At 65.2% G+C, this 15053-nt stretch carries 14 protein-coding genes; 7 read left to right on the top strand and 7 right to left on the bottom strand.

The genetic code is table 11. The annotated features are described in order from the left end of the window. Positions 1–42: 42 nt before the first annotated feature. The gene (locus GMOLON4_RS04240) at positions 43–735 is read left to right on the top strand and encodes a coenzyme F420-0:L-glutamate ligase (RefSeq protein ID WP_026935805.1); all 693 of its coding nucleotides are present in this window, start codon (positions 43–45) and stop codon (positions 733–735) included. Positions 736–833: 98 nt separating this feature from the next. Here the strand turns inward: GMOLON4_RS04240 and GMOLON4_RS04235 are convergent, their stop codons facing one another. Next, complete coding sequence (locus GMOLON4_RS04235) at positions 834–1853, bottom strand: sugar-transfer associated ATP-grasp domain-containing protein (RefSeq protein WP_026935806.1); 1020 nt, start codon at positions 1851–1853, stop codon at positions 834–836. A gap of 123 nt (positions 1854–1976) precedes the next feature. On the opposite strand from GMOLON4_RS04235, the gene GMOLON4_RS04230 reads away from it, so the two are divergent. Both GMOLON4_RS04230 and GMOLON4_RS04225 read left to right on the top strand, forming a co-directional pair. Continuing rightward, positions 1977–3680 (top strand): alanine racemase, encoded by a 1704-nt coding sequence (locus GMOLON4_RS04230; RefSeq protein WP_026935807.1) that lies wholly within the window; start codon positions 1977–1979, stop codon positions 3678–3680. A 155-nt stretch (positions 3681–3835) separates the two neighbouring features. Further along, positions 3836–5935 (top strand): DNA gyrase/topoisomerase IV subunit B, encoded by a 2100-nt coding sequence (locus tag GMOLON4_RS04225; RefSeq protein WP_026935808.1) that lies wholly within the window; start codon positions 3836–3838, stop codon positions 5933–5935. A gap of 74 nt (positions 5936–6009) precedes the next feature. Here GMOLON4_RS04225 and GMOLON4_RS04220 read toward each other — a convergent pair whose 3' ends face one another. The 4 genes from GMOLON4_RS04220 to GMOLON4_RS04205 all read right to left on the bottom strand — a co-directional run bounded on the left by GMOLON4_RS04220 (position 6010) and on the right by GMOLON4_RS04205 (position 9452). Continuing rightward, the gene (locus GMOLON4_RS04220; protein ID WP_026935809.1) at positions 6010–6633 is read right to left on the bottom strand and encodes an HAD family hydrolase; all 624 of its coding nucleotides are present in this window, start codon (positions 6631–6633) and stop codon (positions 6010–6012) included. Positions 6634–6739: 106 nt separating this feature from the next. After that, the gene (locus GMOLON4_RS04215; RefSeq protein WP_026935810.1) at positions 6740–7663 is read right to left on the bottom strand and encodes a cation diffusion facilitator family transporter; all 924 of its coding nucleotides are present in this window, start codon (positions 7661–7663) and stop codon (positions 6740–6742) included. Between the two features lie 41 nt (positions 7664–7704). Further along, on the bottom strand, positions 7705–9120 hold the full coding sequence (locus GMOLON4_RS04210) for a S1C family serine protease (protein WP_245575330.1): 1416 nt from the start codon (positions 9118–9120) through the stop codon (positions 7705–7707). A gap of 47 nt (positions 9121–9167) precedes the next feature. Further along, positions 9168–9452 carry a hypothetical protein gene (locus tag GMOLON4_RS04205; protein ID WP_026935811.1) on the bottom strand — a complete coding sequence of 95 codons (285 nt, stop codon included), beginning with the start codon at positions 9450–9452 and terminating at the stop codon, positions 9168–9170. 99 nt (positions 9453–9551) lie between these two features. Between GMOLON4_RS04205 and GMOLON4_RS04200 the strand changes: the two genes are divergently transcribed. After that, positions 9552–9803: a hypothetical protein gene (locus GMOLON4_RS04200; protein ID WP_051265964.1), complete on the top strand. Its 252-nt coding sequence runs from the start codon at positions 9552–9554 to the stop codon at positions 9801–9803. A 189-nt stretch (positions 9804–9992) separates the two neighbouring features. Here GMOLON4_RS04200 and GMOLON4_RS04195 read toward each other — a convergent pair whose 3' ends face one another. Further along, positions 9993–10919: a DUF4031 domain-containing protein gene (locus GMOLON4_RS04195; RefSeq protein WP_026935812.1), complete on the bottom strand. Its 927-nt coding sequence runs from the start codon at positions 10917–10919 to the stop codon at positions 9993–9995. 106 nt (positions 10920–11025) lie between these two features. Here GMOLON4_RS04195 and GMOLON4_RS04190 point away from each other — a divergent pair, with 106 nt between their 5' ends. Then, positions 11026–11772: a M50 family metallopeptidase gene (locus GMOLON4_RS04190; protein ID WP_245575331.1), complete on the top strand. Its 747-nt coding sequence runs from the start codon at positions 11026–11028 to the stop codon at positions 11770–11772. Between the two features lie 23 nt (positions 11773–11795). Here GMOLON4_RS04190 and GMOLON4_RS04185 read toward each other — a convergent pair whose 3' ends face one another. Continuing rightward, positions 11796–13898, bottom strand: a complete 2103-nt coding sequence (locus GMOLON4_RS04185; protein ID WP_026935814.1) for an acyltransferase family protein — start codon at positions 13896–13898, stop codon at positions 11796–11798. A 237-nt stretch (positions 13899–14135) separates the two neighbouring features. On the opposite strand from GMOLON4_RS04185, the gene GMOLON4_RS04180 reads away from it, so the two are divergent. Beyond that, entirely contained in the window at positions 14136–14315 is a 180-nt protein-coding gene (locus tag GMOLON4_RS04180; RefSeq protein ID WP_026935815.1) for a hypothetical protein, read from the top strand. A gap of 142 nt (positions 14316–14457) precedes the next feature. Beyond that, complete coding sequence (locus GMOLON4_RS04175; RefSeq protein ID WP_084147284.1) at positions 14458–14889, top strand: SRPBCC family protein; 432 nt, start codon at positions 14458–14460, stop codon at positions 14887–14889. Positions 14890–15053 lie beyond the last annotated feature (164 nt).

Below are 15053 nucleotides of genomic sequence, written 5' to 3'. Positions count from 1 at the left end.
CGCTCAGCTCTCATCCGACAAGCTCGAAAGAAAAGTAGGACTATGCAGCCGAACGACGGCAAGACGCTCGAATCGACCGTGGACGGGAAGACGTACCAGCGCATCCCCATCAAGACTCACGTTGTGATGGCGGATGACGACCTGCGCAAGGTCGTCCGCCAGTACGCCGAGCCCGTAGTACAAGACGGCGACGTCCTGTTCGTCACCGAGAAGATTGTCGCGATCACCCAGGGCCGCTCGATGCTGCTCGAAGAGATCGAGCCGCGCCCGCTCGCGAACTTCCTCGCGAAGTACGTCACGAAGACGCCGCACGGCATTGGTCTCGGTATGCCGGAGACCATGGAGATGGCCCTGCAGGAATGCGGTACGCCGCGCATCCTCTTCGCCGCCGCAGCCGCAGCAGTGACGAAGCCCATGGGTCGCAAGGGCGACTTCTACCGCATCGCGGGCGAGAAGGCCCGTGCGATCGACGGTCCGACCGATGGCACGATCCCGCCGTACAACAAGTCGGTCGTGCTCGGGCCGGACAAGCCGATGCTCGTCGCCCGCGATCTCAAGATCCTCCTCGGCAACAAGGTGGATGTGCTCATCGTCGACATCAACGACATCGGGGGCAATATCCTCGGCACCACGCTCGATGAGGGACAGAACGACCACTGGGTGCGCGTCCTCAAGGACAACCCGCTCGGCCAGGGGCACCAGTCGACGCCGATGGGCATCCTGCGCCAGGTGTAGGTTCGCCGCCCAAACGGGTAAATGACACTGACAGGCGAATGGCCCGGTAGAACTTCGGTTCTACCGGGCCATTCCCGTTGCTACGAAAACTCGCGCTTCTAGAAGTTCATGAAACGGCGGAATCGTGCGCGGTTGCCGTGGCGCACGCCCGTAACGGAGGGCTTGTTCTCGTAGACGCCAACGCCCCAGTTCCCCTCGACGAGGATCGGACCATCCGGGCCCATGACGTAGTCCCAGCCAACGTAGGGGACCTCGGGAACGACGCGGGCTACCTCGTCGACCATTTCCTTGAGCTTGTCCACGTCGGGTAGCTGGAAATCGACGATCGACGCGCCGGACTCGGGGTGCGTCTCGTACACGTTGTCGTGCGAGTCGTAGCCGCGGCTGAGCGCGTGGCCGTCGAGATCGAGCATCGTGTAGAAGCCACCGAAGGTCTGCTGGTCGCTGACCTGACCGCGACCGAACTTCTGCGCCATCGTAATGATGTGCACGTCCTTGCCATCGAAGAACGCCGTGACGCGGGTGGTGTTGGCCGTACCGGGGCAGACTGCCGCGAGATCCACGTGCTGCTGAATCTGCTCTTCGAGGAGGAGCTCGCCGGCCTCTTCGAGCCGCTTGCGGAAGGCGGCGATGTCCTGCCACTCCGATTTTTCATAGCGCGAAACGCCGTGGCCCGAGTTGCTGAACGGCACCTTCCCGATGATCGCGTCGAAGGGCTCGAGGAAAGCGCGCAGCTGGTCGTCATCGAGCTCGCGGATATCGGCCCAGGCACGGCGCAGGTACTTGTCGAACTTGCGGTTGAAGTCGATCTTGTCTTGGAAGATCTCGCGGTGACCTTCCTGGTTGAACTGAACCGCGAGGTGGTTCGACAGGGGATGCGTCATGAACGTCTTGCGCTCGTTCTTCGTGAGCATCGCGTAGTCCCAGTCAACGTAGTCCTGGAACGCGGTGTCCTTGAACGCGGCGGACCACAGCATGTCGAAGGCAATCACGGGCTTAGGCTTGTTGTGCTGCTCGCTGACCGCGTTAACGCGCTCAATGAAGTTGTCCGGCTTGAACCCGCGGAGTCGGCGCGTAAGGAACTCGAGCCGTGCTCCAATCCAGTTCGTAGTTGACACTAGGTGTGCTCCATCCATCGTGATTGGCAATTACGCTAAAGCGCCAGTTTAGTGTGCGGCCTCTTAAGCCGCACCGTGGGCCGCGCCGTCGGGGCAAGCATCCGTGCTACAGTCGCTCACCAAATGAGCGAATCCCTTGCCAATTTCAGTACCGCGTCGACGGGCGTGCAAGACTCTGGCGGCTTCCGACTTCTCGAACTCACCCGCGAAGCAGCAGTGCAGTTGACGGCCTGGCGCTCCGGGGAACTCCCGGCTGTACCCACGGAATGGTGGGATGGGCGGGTCAGGCTCAGCGCCGAGCTGCTGACGACCAAGGCCGTTGCCGCGGGCGCGGGCGTGTCGTACGGGCACCGGTATCGCACGGCTGAGCCGACGAGCCTCGGACTGATCGGCATCGGCTACGGCTTCGGTTTACCTCGCTGCGCCGGGGGAGCCGCGTCGGTTGCTGTGACGGTGGGCGAGGAGCGCGTGCTCGTTCCCATCGTGGGGCGCGTTGCAATGAACGCGGCGGTGCTTGACCTCGGTTCGATTCGACCTGAGACGGGGAGCCTCGTCGAGGTTATTGGCCCGGCGACTTCGCTTACTGAGTGGACCCGCTGGACCGACATGAGCGCCGAGGCCCTGATCGCCGGGCTCGCGAATCTCGTCGAGACGCGCATCCTCGATATCGAGAGGCTCGGGGCCCGGGCACCCGAGGCTGGGTTGCCTGAGGCTGGGGCATCTGCCGCCGGGGAGCCTGCCGCCGGTTCGGCCGGCCCGATTGTCGAGGTCGACACCGACGCGCTCGCCGCGAACATCGCGCTGATGCGCGAACGCGTCGCGCCCTCGCAGCTGTGGGCAGTGGTCAAGGCCGATGCCTACGGGCACGACCTCGACATCGTCATCCCCGTGATGCTTGCCGGCGGTATCGAGGGCTTCGCCGTCGCCGATCTCGCCACGGCCGCCCGCGTTCGGAAACTCGCGCCGGATGCCCGCATCCTTGCCTGGATGCTGGGTAGCGGCGCCGATTTCCGCGCCGCAATCGCCGCGGGTGTGGAGCTCGGCGTCACCGACTTGGACGTGTACCGGCGCGTCGTCGACGCGGCCGCCGAACTCGGTCAGCCAACGCAGATTCATCTGTCGATCGACACAGGACTCCACCGCGACGGCTTCCTGTACAGCTCGTTCGCCGAACACATCCCGCAGTTCGCGTCCGATACCGAGGCGCGGCGCATCCGCGTGATGGGCTCATTTACGCACCTCGCCGAGACGACCTACGAGTCGGATAGCGAGCAACTCGCACGGTTTGCCGATGTCATCGCAAGCCTCGACGCTGCGGGGCTCGTGGGGGAGGGCTTCCTGCGCCATGCCCAGGCATCGGCCGCGTCATACACGCGCGAGGATGGTCGGCTCGACCTCGTGCGCATCGGCGCGTTCCTCTACGGTGTCGCCCCGGGCGACGGGATCGGGCCGCAGGAGCTCGGGCTGCGGCCGGTCATGACGGTGACCGCGCCGGTCGTCACCACCAACCTCAACCTCGACGGCGCCTCGGCAACCGCGATCGGGATCGGCAGCAGCCACGGAGTGCTCGAGTGGGCCGCGGGCCGCACCTCACTGATGCTCGGCGGTGAGCGGCGCGCGATCCTGCGCGTGGAGGCGAACCGCACTTTCGTCGAGGCAGGCGATGGGGATGCGCTCGGCCAGCGCGCCGTCCTGGTCGGCAATCCGGGACGCGCCGACACCCCGAATGCCCCGGTGCTGCAGGAGCTCCAGGATGCGATGGACACGATCGGCGAGGAGATCACGTGCCGAATCGACCCGGCCCTCCCGCGGGTCTCGCTGCCGTAGAGGGATCCGTAGGGCCCGCATCAGGCGTATCTCGATTCAGCGCATCTCGATCCGACTCGACCTCGCCTCTGGTGCCGACCGCGAACGCATCCGGTGTGGTGCGCGACCGCGCACGGCGGATGCAATAGCCTTATAGCTTGACATGAGGGGGAACCTTGACGGAATCGTATTCGGCGACACAGCTGCAGGTCCTTGAAGGGCTCGAGGCGGTCCGCAAGCGTCCCGGCATGTACATCGGCTCGACCGATTCCCGGGGCATCATGCACTGCCTGTGGGAAATCATCGATAACTCGGTGGATGAGGCGCTCGCCGGGTACGGCAGCCGCATCGACGTGATCCTGCACGCGGATTCCTCCGTCGAGGTTCGCGACCAGGGCCGCGGTATTCCCACCGACGTCGAGCCCCGCACCGGCTGGAGCGGCGTGCAGGTCGTCTACACCAAGCTGCACGCCGGCGGTAAGTTCGGCTCGGCCAACTACGGCGCGGCAGGTGGTCTTCACGGCGTCGGCGCATCCGTCGTGAACGCGCTTTCTTCGCGACTCGACGTCGAGGTCGACCGTGGCGGCAAGACGCACAAGATGAGCTTCCAGCGGGGCCACGCCGGAATCTTCAAGGATCCGGTCGTCGGCGGCGAAGCGCAGCCATCACCCGACTCCCCGTTCACCGAGGAGCCAGGCAAGGCCGAGCTGCACATCCTCGGCAAGACGAAGCGCGGTGTGACCGGGACGCGGGTGCGTTACTGGGCCGACCCGCAGATCTTCGTGCGCGATGCCGACTTCCAGGTCGAGCAGCTGCGCGATCGGGCGCGCCAAACCGCGTTCCTGGTGCCAGGGCTCGAGATCGAGTTGCAAGACCTGCGCGATCCCGAGGCGCCGACCACCGAGACCTTCAAGTACGACGGCGGCATCTCCGAGTACGTCGAGTACCTCGCCCCGGATGGTCCGCTCACCGACGTGTGGCGCATCGAGGGGGAGGGGAACTACTCCGAGACGGTGCCGGTGCTCGACCCCAAGAGCGGCCACATGGTTTCCACCGAGGTCGAGCGCACGATGCAGGTCGATCTCGCGCTGCGCTGGGGGATCGGCTACGACACCGTGCAGAAGAGCTACGTCAACATCATCTCGACGCCGAAGGGCGGCACACACGTCGCCGGTTTCGAGGCGGGGATGCTCCGCACGATTCGCGACGAGGTGCAGAAGAACGCGCGCCGACTCAAGGTCGGCAACGACAAGATCGAGAAGGATGACGTGCTCGCGGGCCTGACCGCGGTCGTGACGGTGCGCATCCCCGAGCCGCAGTTCGAGGGGCAGACGAAGGAAGTCCTCGGCACGCCCCAGGCCCGCAACATCGTGCAGAAGACGATCACGGACGGGCTGAAGGAGCGCTTCAACTCGACGAAGCGGCAGGACAAGACCGAGGCGTCGATGCTCCTCGAGAAGGTCGTCACCGAGATGAAGAGCCGCATCGCGGCTCGTGCGCACAAGGAGACGCAGCGCCGAAAGACGGCGCTCGAGAACTCCTCGCTGCCGGCGAAGCTCGTCGACTGCCGGTCGAACGAGGTCGAGCGCTCGGAGCTGTTTATCGTCGAGGGTGACTCGGCGCTCGGTACGGCCAAGCCCGCCCGCAACTCCGAATTCCAGGCGCTCTTCCCGATTCGAGGAAAGATTCTCAATGTGCAGAAGGCGTCGCTCGCCGACATGCTGAAGAACGCCGAATGCGCGAACATCATCCAGGTGCTCGGCGCGGGCTCGGGGCGCACGTTCGATCTCTCGCAGATTCGCTACGGCAAGGTCATCATCATGTCGGATGCGGACGTCGACGGCGCGCACATCCGCACGCTGCTGCTGACGCTGTTCTTCCGGTACATGCGGCCAATGCTCGAGGATGGGCGCGTGTTCGCGGCCGTGCCCCCGCTGCACCGCGTCGTCGTGCAGAACCCCGGGAAGAAGCCCAACGACACGATCTACACGTACTCCGAGAACGAGCTGCAGCAGCTGCTGTCAAAGCTCGAGCGGTCGGGCAAGAAGTACGTCGAGCCGATCCAGCGTTACAAGGGTCTCGGCGAAATGGACGAGGACCAGCTGTGGGACACGACCATGAACCCCGAGCACCGCATCCTGCGCCGGATGACGATGACGGATGCGGCCGAGGCCGAGTCGGTCTTCGAGATGCTCATGGGCAGTGAGGTCGCGCCGCGCCGCGAGTTCATCGTCGAGGGCGCCGACCACATCGACTCGCAGCTCATCGACACGTAGTCCCTGCCGACGGTGAGTAGCCGCGCAGCGGCATATCGAAGCGCCCCTCGATACGCTCTGCTACTCGGGGAGCGTTAGGGGCGGAGGTAGTCGTGGAGGTCGACGAGCGAGCCGATCGTGTCGACGCCCACCGGCACGCGCGCGCCCGGTGTCGCAAGCTGCACGGCCTGCATCCCGGCGGCCTGCGCCGCGAGCGTGTCGATATCGCGGTCCCCAACACCGAGACAGTCCTGCGGGTCGAGATTGTGCCGCTCGAGCAGCGTGCGGTGCATCGTCGGGTCGGGCTTTCGCGGCATCTCGTCGGATGCGCAGATCATGTCATCGACGCGCAGTTTCGTCACCCGCACGAGCAGGTCGGCGCTGCGCTGATCCCGATTCGTCACGATGAGATTCAGCCCCCGCATCCTGGTGACCTCGGTCATGACGCTAATGGCACCGGGCATGAGCGGCGCAGCCCCGAGCGCCCAGCGCTCCTTGAGCGCGGAGTAGGCGTCGTCGAAGCGGTGCGCCTCGATGCCGAATCGGGTCGACAGCGTGTCGATGGTGCTCTGGATCGAGACGTTGAGCATCCGCTGCAGTTCCGACTCGGAGATGCGGGTCCCCGTACCATCCAGTACCGAAAGGAATGCCTTGCGGATCGACGGATAAGAATCGACGAGCGTCCCGCCGAGGTCCCAGAACACGTGTCGGACTGTCATGTCCTCAATTCTGACCGATAATCCACCGCGACGGGTCACGCTTTCGGGCGATCCCCATAGACCCGCTGGCCGTACGTGACCAGTGACGACCGATCAAAACACCCGTTTAGTGGTGATCGTGGGACGGAGCGCACGCATCCTCAACATCGACCATGCCAACCGGCTCGAGCTGGAACGTCGAGTGCTTGACCGACACGGGGAAGTGGGTCGCCACGCACTGCTGGAGGTCGTGCAGGATCTCGGTCGCGTGCCCATCGTGGAAGCACTGGTCCTCGAGGACGACGTGCGCCGTGAGCACCGGCAGGTCGGTCGAGATGCGGGATGCGTGCAGGTCGTGCACGTCGACCACGTGCGGCACCTCGAGGATGTGCGTCCTCACGTCGGCGAGGTCGAGATTCGGTGGCGTCTCCTCCAGCAGCACCCCGCCGGATTCGCGCAGCAGCTTCAGCGCGCGGGGGATGATGAGGGCCGCGATGAGGAGACCGACGACGGCGTCGATCCCGACCCACCCGGTGGTGGCGATCACGATCGCCGAGATGATCACCGCGACGGAGCCGAGCGCATCCGTGACCACTTCGAGGAACGCCGCGCGCATGTTGAGCGACGAGCCTCGGCCGCCGGACAGGACGAGCATCGCGACAACGTTTCCGACGAGACCGACGATGCCGAAAATGAGCAGCCCCGTTGACTGCACTTCGACCGGCTCAAAGAGGCGGCGGATGCCCTCGTAGACCGCGTACAGCCCGACGACTAGCAGGACCGCTGCCTGCGCTGCCGCCGCGATCACCTCGGCTCGGCGGAACCCCCAGGTACGCCGCTCGGTCGCGGGGCGCAGCATGAGCGACGCCGCGACGAGCGCGGTGAGGAGCCCGCCGGCGTCGACGACCATGTGACCGGCATCAACGAGGAGGGCGAGCGAGCCGGTTATAACTGCGCCGATCACCTCGGCGACAAGAATCGTCGCCGTAATCGCGAACGCGATCGCGAGGCGAGTCCTATTCGCGGAATGGTGGGAGTGATCGTGGCTCATCGCTAAGCCACCTTAGCAGGTCGGGAACCGGTGAGTGGGGCTCAGAGATCGGGGGAGACGCCCATCGTGACCTCAAACGTCTGTTCCTTACCGTCGCGAATCACGGTGAAGCTCGCGGTCTCGTCCACCTTGAGCGCTCGGACTGTGCCGACCAGGTGCTCGGAGCTCGTGATTGACACGTCGTTGATTGCGACGATCAGATCGCCCTTCTTGATGCCGGCGGCTTCGGCCGGGCCGTCCCCAACCACTTCCTGCACCTCGGCACCGAGGACCGCCGAGCCGTCGGAAAGTGCGGCCTGCCCCGTGGTGGTGGATGTGCCGAGATACGCGTGCTGCACCGCACCGTTCTCGATGATCTGGCCGGCGATGTTGTCGACGAGGTTCACCGGAATGGCAAAGCCGATGCCGATGCTGCCCGAGGCACCCTCGGCGCCGCCGATCGTCGCGATCGAAGAGTTGATGCCAACGAGGGCACCGGTCGAATCGACGAGCGCACCGCCCGAGTTTCCGGGGTTCAGCGGCGCCGACGTCTGAATCGCGTTCGTCACGACCAGGCTGTTCTTGATCTGCCCCGTCGAGACCGGCCGGTCAAGCGCCGAGACGATGCCGGTTGTGACCGAGCCGGAAAGGCCGAGCGGGTTACCGACAGCCATCACATCCTGTCCAACCTCGAGCGCCGTGGAATCGCCCCGAGTGATCGCGGCGAGGCCCTCGGGTATCTCGTCGAGCTTGACGACCGCGAGGTCGGTCGCCGCATCCGAGCCCACGAGCGTCGCCGGGTAAGCCCGGTTGCCGATCGTGACGGCGATCTGGCCGCCGTTCGCCGCCGACTCAACGACGTGGTGGTTCGTGACGACGTGCCCCTGGTCATCCCACACGACACCCGAGCCCTGCCCGGCACCGTCCTGGCTCGCAACCTGAATCGAAACGACCGAGTTGGACACCGCATCCGACACCGCGGTCCAGTCGATCTCCGCCGCCTCCGCCTGCACGACCGAGGGCGAAGAGCCCTCGATCATCGGCTGGGCAAGATTGGTCGCATACGCGCCCGCCCCGCCGGCAATGAGCCCGACGACCGCAGCGGTGATGATCACCGGGGCCCAGGCCACGGCCCCGCGGGGCTTACGGGCGCGAGTCGACCCGCCGGCCTGGCCGCCGCCCTGGCCGTAGCCATACTGCTGATCTGACCCGTGACCTGGACCCTGACCTGGACCCTGCGAACCCTGGTAACCACCTTGCGGCGCCCCGTAGTAATGGCCTGTCGACGGCGACTGGTAAGCGCCCTGGTGCTGGCTCGCATCCGCTGGCTGCTGCGCGAACGACTGCGTCGGCAGCGCATCCTCCGACTGGTTCCCGCCCTCGGACGGGCGGGCGGGGATCCCGTACTGCGACGGGAGCGGGGGGAGTGGTGGCATATCCGGATTCCGGTCGCCCGAGCGAGATTCGTCAGCGGTCATAGGACGCAAAACTACTCCCACCAGATTAGGGAAAGGCTGGGGCGCGCTTATGAATCGGCTATGTCCGGTTCGGCCGAGGGTCCGGTCTTGGCGCTAAAACGCTGCTGCGCGCCCTGTTTCGTCAGGCCGTACACGGCGCCAATCTTGGCCCAGGAGACCCGGGCTGCGCGGGCCTCGCTGATAACGCCTTCTTCGAGCGCGTCGGCGAGTTCGCGTGCGTCACGCGCAGCGGTCAGCTGTTCAAGTTCGGTCTCGGCACGCTCGTAGGCAATGAGCGCCTCGATCAGGCGCCGCCGCAGTTCATCTGGGGAGGGGGTTTCGGTGTCAGCCACGAGGCCAGCCTAGCAACAGGCGGCAACGAAGAGTTGACACTTTCGTCAATAGTTGGTTGACTCATCTCGTTCATCACCACTCACCGAAAGGCGTGAAGAATGGCAAACAAGAAGTCCAAGAAGGACGACAAGGCCGCAAAGCTCAGCAAGAAGCAGGCTGCGAAGGCCGAGAAGCTCGCGGCAAAGGCAGAGAAGAAGGCCGAGAAGAAGGCCAAGGCTGCCAAGAAGGCCGCTCAGAAGTCGGCGAAGAAGGCCGACAAGGCCGTCTCGAAGAAGGTCAAGGCCGCTAAGAAGGGCGCCAAGGCCAAGGCTTCGAAGAAGGCGAAGTCGAAAAAGAAGAACAAGAAGTAGCACTTCGCACAACCGCCGCGGCCGGCACCGATCTCGAAATCGGTGCCGGCCGCTGCTTTTTCCGGTTTCCTTTTCCGGGTGCGTCTTGTCGAGTGCTTTTCCTGGATGCGGTTCCCGGATGCCCGGCCGACTTCGGCGCGATTGTCCCGGCTCGCCGCGGGTGCGGCTACTCGGTAACGCGGCTACTCGTTACGCGGCCGTGAGGCTCGCGATTTCCGCCCGGAGATTCTCGCGAGCCCGCGCCTCCCACAGCGAAACCGCGCTCTCGAGCCGGTAGATTCGCGGCCGGTCGAGGTAGCCGCGGAGAATCAGCGCGCGGCCACGGCGAAAGTCTGCCTCGGGGACGTGCGCGTATTCGGCACGAACCGCAGTAGCGTACTCCGCATAGCGCTTACTCGTCGAGCCAAAAATCGCGAGATCGGCATCGAGGAGTTGGGCGAGGGGGCGCGCCGCGTTCGCGACGTCGGCTCCCGGCGCGGTCGCCAGCACAAGCTCGCTCACGTCTCGGGCGAGCGATTCCGCGAATCCGAGCCGGGAAAGCGCATCCCGAGCGAGGGCGGCGGAGTCCCGCTCATCCTCGCCCGTTTGCCCCGCGTAGACGGCGTCGTGGAACCACGCCGCGAGCAGCGTTGATTCGGGGATTTGCTCACCGGTTTTCTCGAGATGGTCAAGCGCTAGCAGGACGTCTTCGAGGTGCCGCAGGTCGTGATAGACGCGTTGCGGCTCATCCCACCGGCGGACGAGGTCGAGACCCAGCGCATCCCACTGCGCAGGCACAGCCGGTTGCAGTCGTGCGCCGAGGCTGCGCCACTCCTCGTGGAGGAAGTCGCGCCGAAGCGCCGCCTTCGCGAGGGCGCGGTCGGCCTTGCGAATGCGAAGGCCCGAGGCGTGCAGGGCGTGCACGAGTTCGTGTCCTGAGACGGGACGCGCCCCGGCGGCGACGGCCGCGGCGTGATTGAAGTCGGCGATGTCGTAGTGGTCGAGATCGAAGCTGCGCCGGGGGAGTCCGAGCAGCCGCGCGAACTCGTGCAGCTCATCGAGGCTCGAGTCCGAAATCAGGTGGCTCCAAAGTATGCCGTGGGCAGGCCACCGGGGCGGGTCTATCAGTATCGCCATCAACCAAGCTTATTCGCCCCGGCTGCGTAGCGTGCGTGGTGCTACCGTGCGGCGTTCCGAACGGCTGCGAACATCGCGCAGGCGGGTTCGCTACCGTCGTGACATCGTGAATGTCTTTTCAACTCCCGCGCTGCAGGCCGACTGGCTCCAGGCCCTGTGGTCGCGCATCCAGCCCGCCGCCGCCGGAATGGAGCTCTCCACCGAGACGCTGTGGCTCGTCCTGGGCCTCGCCGCGATCGCGGTCGGCGTGCCGTTCGTGTGGGTTCGCGTGCGGCTGCTGATCACGCTCGTACACGAGCTTGGTCACGCCGTCGTTGGGATGTTGGTCGGGCGCAAGTTCACCGGATTTGTGCTGCGCGGCGATATGTCGGGCGCGGCAGTGACGGCCGGGCCGGCGAAAGGCTTCGGTCGGGTGATCACCACGTGGGCCGGGTATCCGGCGCCCGCGATCATCGGCGCCGCGTTCGCATGGCTCGGCGGCGCGGGCTGGGGCGCGCCGGTGATCACCGCGGTGCTCGTCATCCTGCTCATCGCCCTTTTCCGCGTGCGGTCGTTCCTCACAGGCTTCGTGATGGTGGTCACGCTCATCGCCGCTGGCACGCTGTGGTGGTTTCGGGCGGATGCGCTGCAGACCGCGGTGCTGCTCGGCATCGGCGCGGTGCTCGTGGTGGGGGCGTGGCGTCATCTCGGCGCCGTGATGCTGCGCGGCGGGCGCGCAAGCGACCCGGGTGTGCTGGCCGAACTGACCGGCGTGCCCAAGTTCCTCTGGAACCTGAGCTTCGTCGTCGTCTGCGCGCTTGGGACCTGGGTGGTGGGTGCCCAGTTCGTGGCTCTGCTGCCAAGCGCCGGCTAGTCCGGCGTGCCCGCAAGCGACGGTTAGTCGAGCGGCAGCGAGGACTCTTGCCGCAGCGCATCCTCGAGCGGTTCCGTAAGAGTCTCGACGTAGGTGGCGGTGAGGTGCTGCCGATCGCGGAACGTCAAGACATCGCCGATGATGGGCGAACACTCCTCATCCGGGCAGACGAGTTCGCTCATGTCGACCGTCGTCGCATCCACCTTGGCCGCGGCCTCCAGCTGCGCCGGCGCGCCGCCCGGATTCCCGCTGTCACCCGGCAGGGTGCACTCGCTCAGGGAATCGAGGTTGGTCGCGACGCACTCCGGCACATCCAGCCGGGCCGCGGGAGGGTCAACGAGCACCGTCAGATCGACTCCGGCATCTATCACGGCCTGCCACGTCTCGGCGAGGCCGTCCGCGACCGATTTCTCCGCGGCATCGTCATAGCCGTAGGAGCTCACAATGGCGTAGTCCGGCTTGTTCTCACCCGTGAGCTCTTCGCGCAGCTGCGCATTCCACTCGGAGCAGTCCGTGTTGGGGCGGTCGTGCTTATCGAGCAGGGGAGTGGTCACGAACGGGCACGAGGACTTCGTATAGATCTCGAGCCGCCAGCCGTGCTCGGTGGCGATTTTCTCGAGCGCCGGGAACCACTGGGCCGCGTGCGAGTCGCCGACGAGCGCGACGGTCGTGTCGGACGTGACGTCACCGTAGACGCACGGGTCCGTGGGATCGGTCTGAGAGCTGTCGGTGCAGCCGTCCGCGTAGATCTGGGGGAGATCCTCGTCCACCTCGCTCAGCGAGGGCACGAACGGGGATGCCTTTTCGGTCGGTGCGCCGGCGGCCGGATCCTCCATGAGCGCCTGCGCGCCCTCCGGTTCCTCGACGCCAGCGCTGAATTGGCGGGGGAGCGACACCAACATCGCCCCGACGAGCGCCGCGGTCAGCATCAGCGCGAGGCCAATTTGCAGCGCGGCGGACACGTGTCGCTTGAGCAGCGACCACTCGCGGAACGGCGACTCGACGACACGATAGCTGAGCCACGCCGGCACGAACGAGGCGAGCACGATTCCGATGCCGAGGCACGGGTTCAACGTGCCTCCGGCTAGGTACGTGCCGAGCACGATGAGCGGCCAGTGCCACAAGTAAAGGGAGTACGAGAGGTCGCCGACCCAGCGCATTGGCCGAACGCTGAGGAACGCGCCGACGCCGCGCGTCGCTCGGCCCGACATGCCGCCAACGATCACGGCGGCGGCGCCAAGCGTGGGGAGGAGTGCCGCCGTGCCAGGAAACGGCGGCGTGTCGGCCGTGAACCACACGGCGGCGAGCAGGATCGCCCCGATGCCGAGCATCCCGAGGAGATACCCGAGGCGGTCGCCAATTCGCTCGAGCCGATTTGCGTAAATTGCGATCGCGGCGCCGATGCCAAGCTCCCACAGGCGCGTGGTCGTTACGAAGTATGCGGGGGATGGATCGGTCGCGGTGAGAGAGATCGACGCCGCCAGCGAGGACGCGATGACGAACCAGACGCCGATCTCGAGGTTGCGGCGGATGCGCGGCTCACGGGTCGCATCCTCACCGGCCGCGCTGCGGGTCGCGAGCCACAGCGCGAGAATCATGATCAGCGGCCACAGGACGTAGAACTGTTCCTCAACGGACAGAGTCCAAAAATGTTGCAGGGGACTGGCCGGTTTGTCAGCATTGAGGTAATTGGTTGCCGCGGCGAAGTTCCAGTTCGCAACGTAGAAGGCGCTCGAGAAGATGTCCTGGCCGATGTCCCGCCAGCGCGTCATGGGCAGGATCGTCAGAGTAACGACAGCCGTGAACAGCAACACCACGGTCGCGGCGGGCAGGATGCGGCGCACCCGCTTGGCGTAGAAGTCCGCCAGGTCGATGCGACCGTCGCGCAAGCTCGAGCGCAGGAGACCGCCGGTAATGAGAAAGCCGGAGATCACGAAGAACACGTCCACGCCAATGAAGCCGCCGCCAAATACCGGCACGCCAGCGTGATACAGCAACACAACGCCCACGGCGATGGCCCGCAGTCCCTGAATATCGGGACGGAACGACGAGTTCGCGTGATTGGCTGGCGCGAACGGCTTCGTCGGGGTGACGACTTGGGTTTTCTCGGTTGTAGCTACTGACATCTCAATTCGCACGAAGGTCATGTCGTTCACAGGGAACGGGGAAGCGGCCAGTGTTCCAGTCGATCCTGGACGGAATATTGGATTGTCATAATGTGCATTATCGGATGTTGGATATCGGTTTGAGACACGCGGCTCGCGACCCCTACGTGCGCGTCGTTCCTGTGAAATCGCGTAGTATGTCCATTATCGCCAGTTGCTGGCGGACAAGTGTTTTTTCGTCACGTTGGGAGAATCTCTGTGAGCGTCCTCATCGCCATTGGCTGCATGATCGTCTTCGCCGCTGGTATTGCTTGCTACCCGCTCGCATTCCAGATGGATAACGACACGCTGTCGCTGCTGGTCTTCATCTCCGGTGTGCTGCTCAACAGCCTCGCGTTCTTCATCCCGTGGCAGTTGGTTGGGCGAAGCCGCAAATAGGTTCGCCAGCTCACTTCTCAAATGCGTCACTTGCTCCAGCCTGTGGCGCATTACTTTTTACCCCGAAACACCCCTCCCTGCGCTACCGAGTTCCCGGCACCATCGCCGCACTCTCCACCTCCGACCGCTCCACCCCGCATGAATGCCATACGACCCGTCTTTGGATATCTCTATCCGTTTTAAGGTGTCGTCCCACGATGTTTGGGACGCGATTACCAGTGAGCGCGACCTCAAACGCTGGTGGCCGGGTTTCGACCTGCGCCTGAAGACTCAAGACGGCGACAAGATCGCCGTGCCCGCCGGCAAGCGCTTCGATGGAAAAGCCCGCAGGCAGGTCAAGCTCAAGATAACGAAGGTCGACAAGCGCGAAGAAATCCGCCTCAGCCTGCACAGCGAACCAGGCGACTTCGATTCCGAGCTGCGCATCTACATCACCGAGCTCAAGAACAAGACGCGCGTTCGCGTCCTCGAGTCCGGGCTGCCCAGTAATGGTGCCGGGCATCGCATCGTCGCCGAGTGCCGCGACGGCTGGCGCGACGTGCTCAGCGCCCTGAGCGACTACCTCGACGACTAGCCGTTCTCCACGCCTCCCCGCACCTCCCCACAACCAGTTGACGCCGGGTCTTCAGCCTCCATCAACCAGTTGACCCCCGAAATTGCGGTCTACTGCTCTTCTGAGCGTGGCAATGCGCAATCTCGGGGGTCATCAGGGGCGAACTTCGGTGGTACTCGCAATCC

The organism is Gulosibacter molinativorax (assembly GCF_003010915.2).
Lineage (GTDB): Bacteria > Actinomycetota > Actinomycetes > Actinomycetales > Microbacteriaceae > Gulosibacter > Gulosibacter molinativorax.
This window is presented reverse-complemented; position numbering and strand designations above follow the sequence as displayed.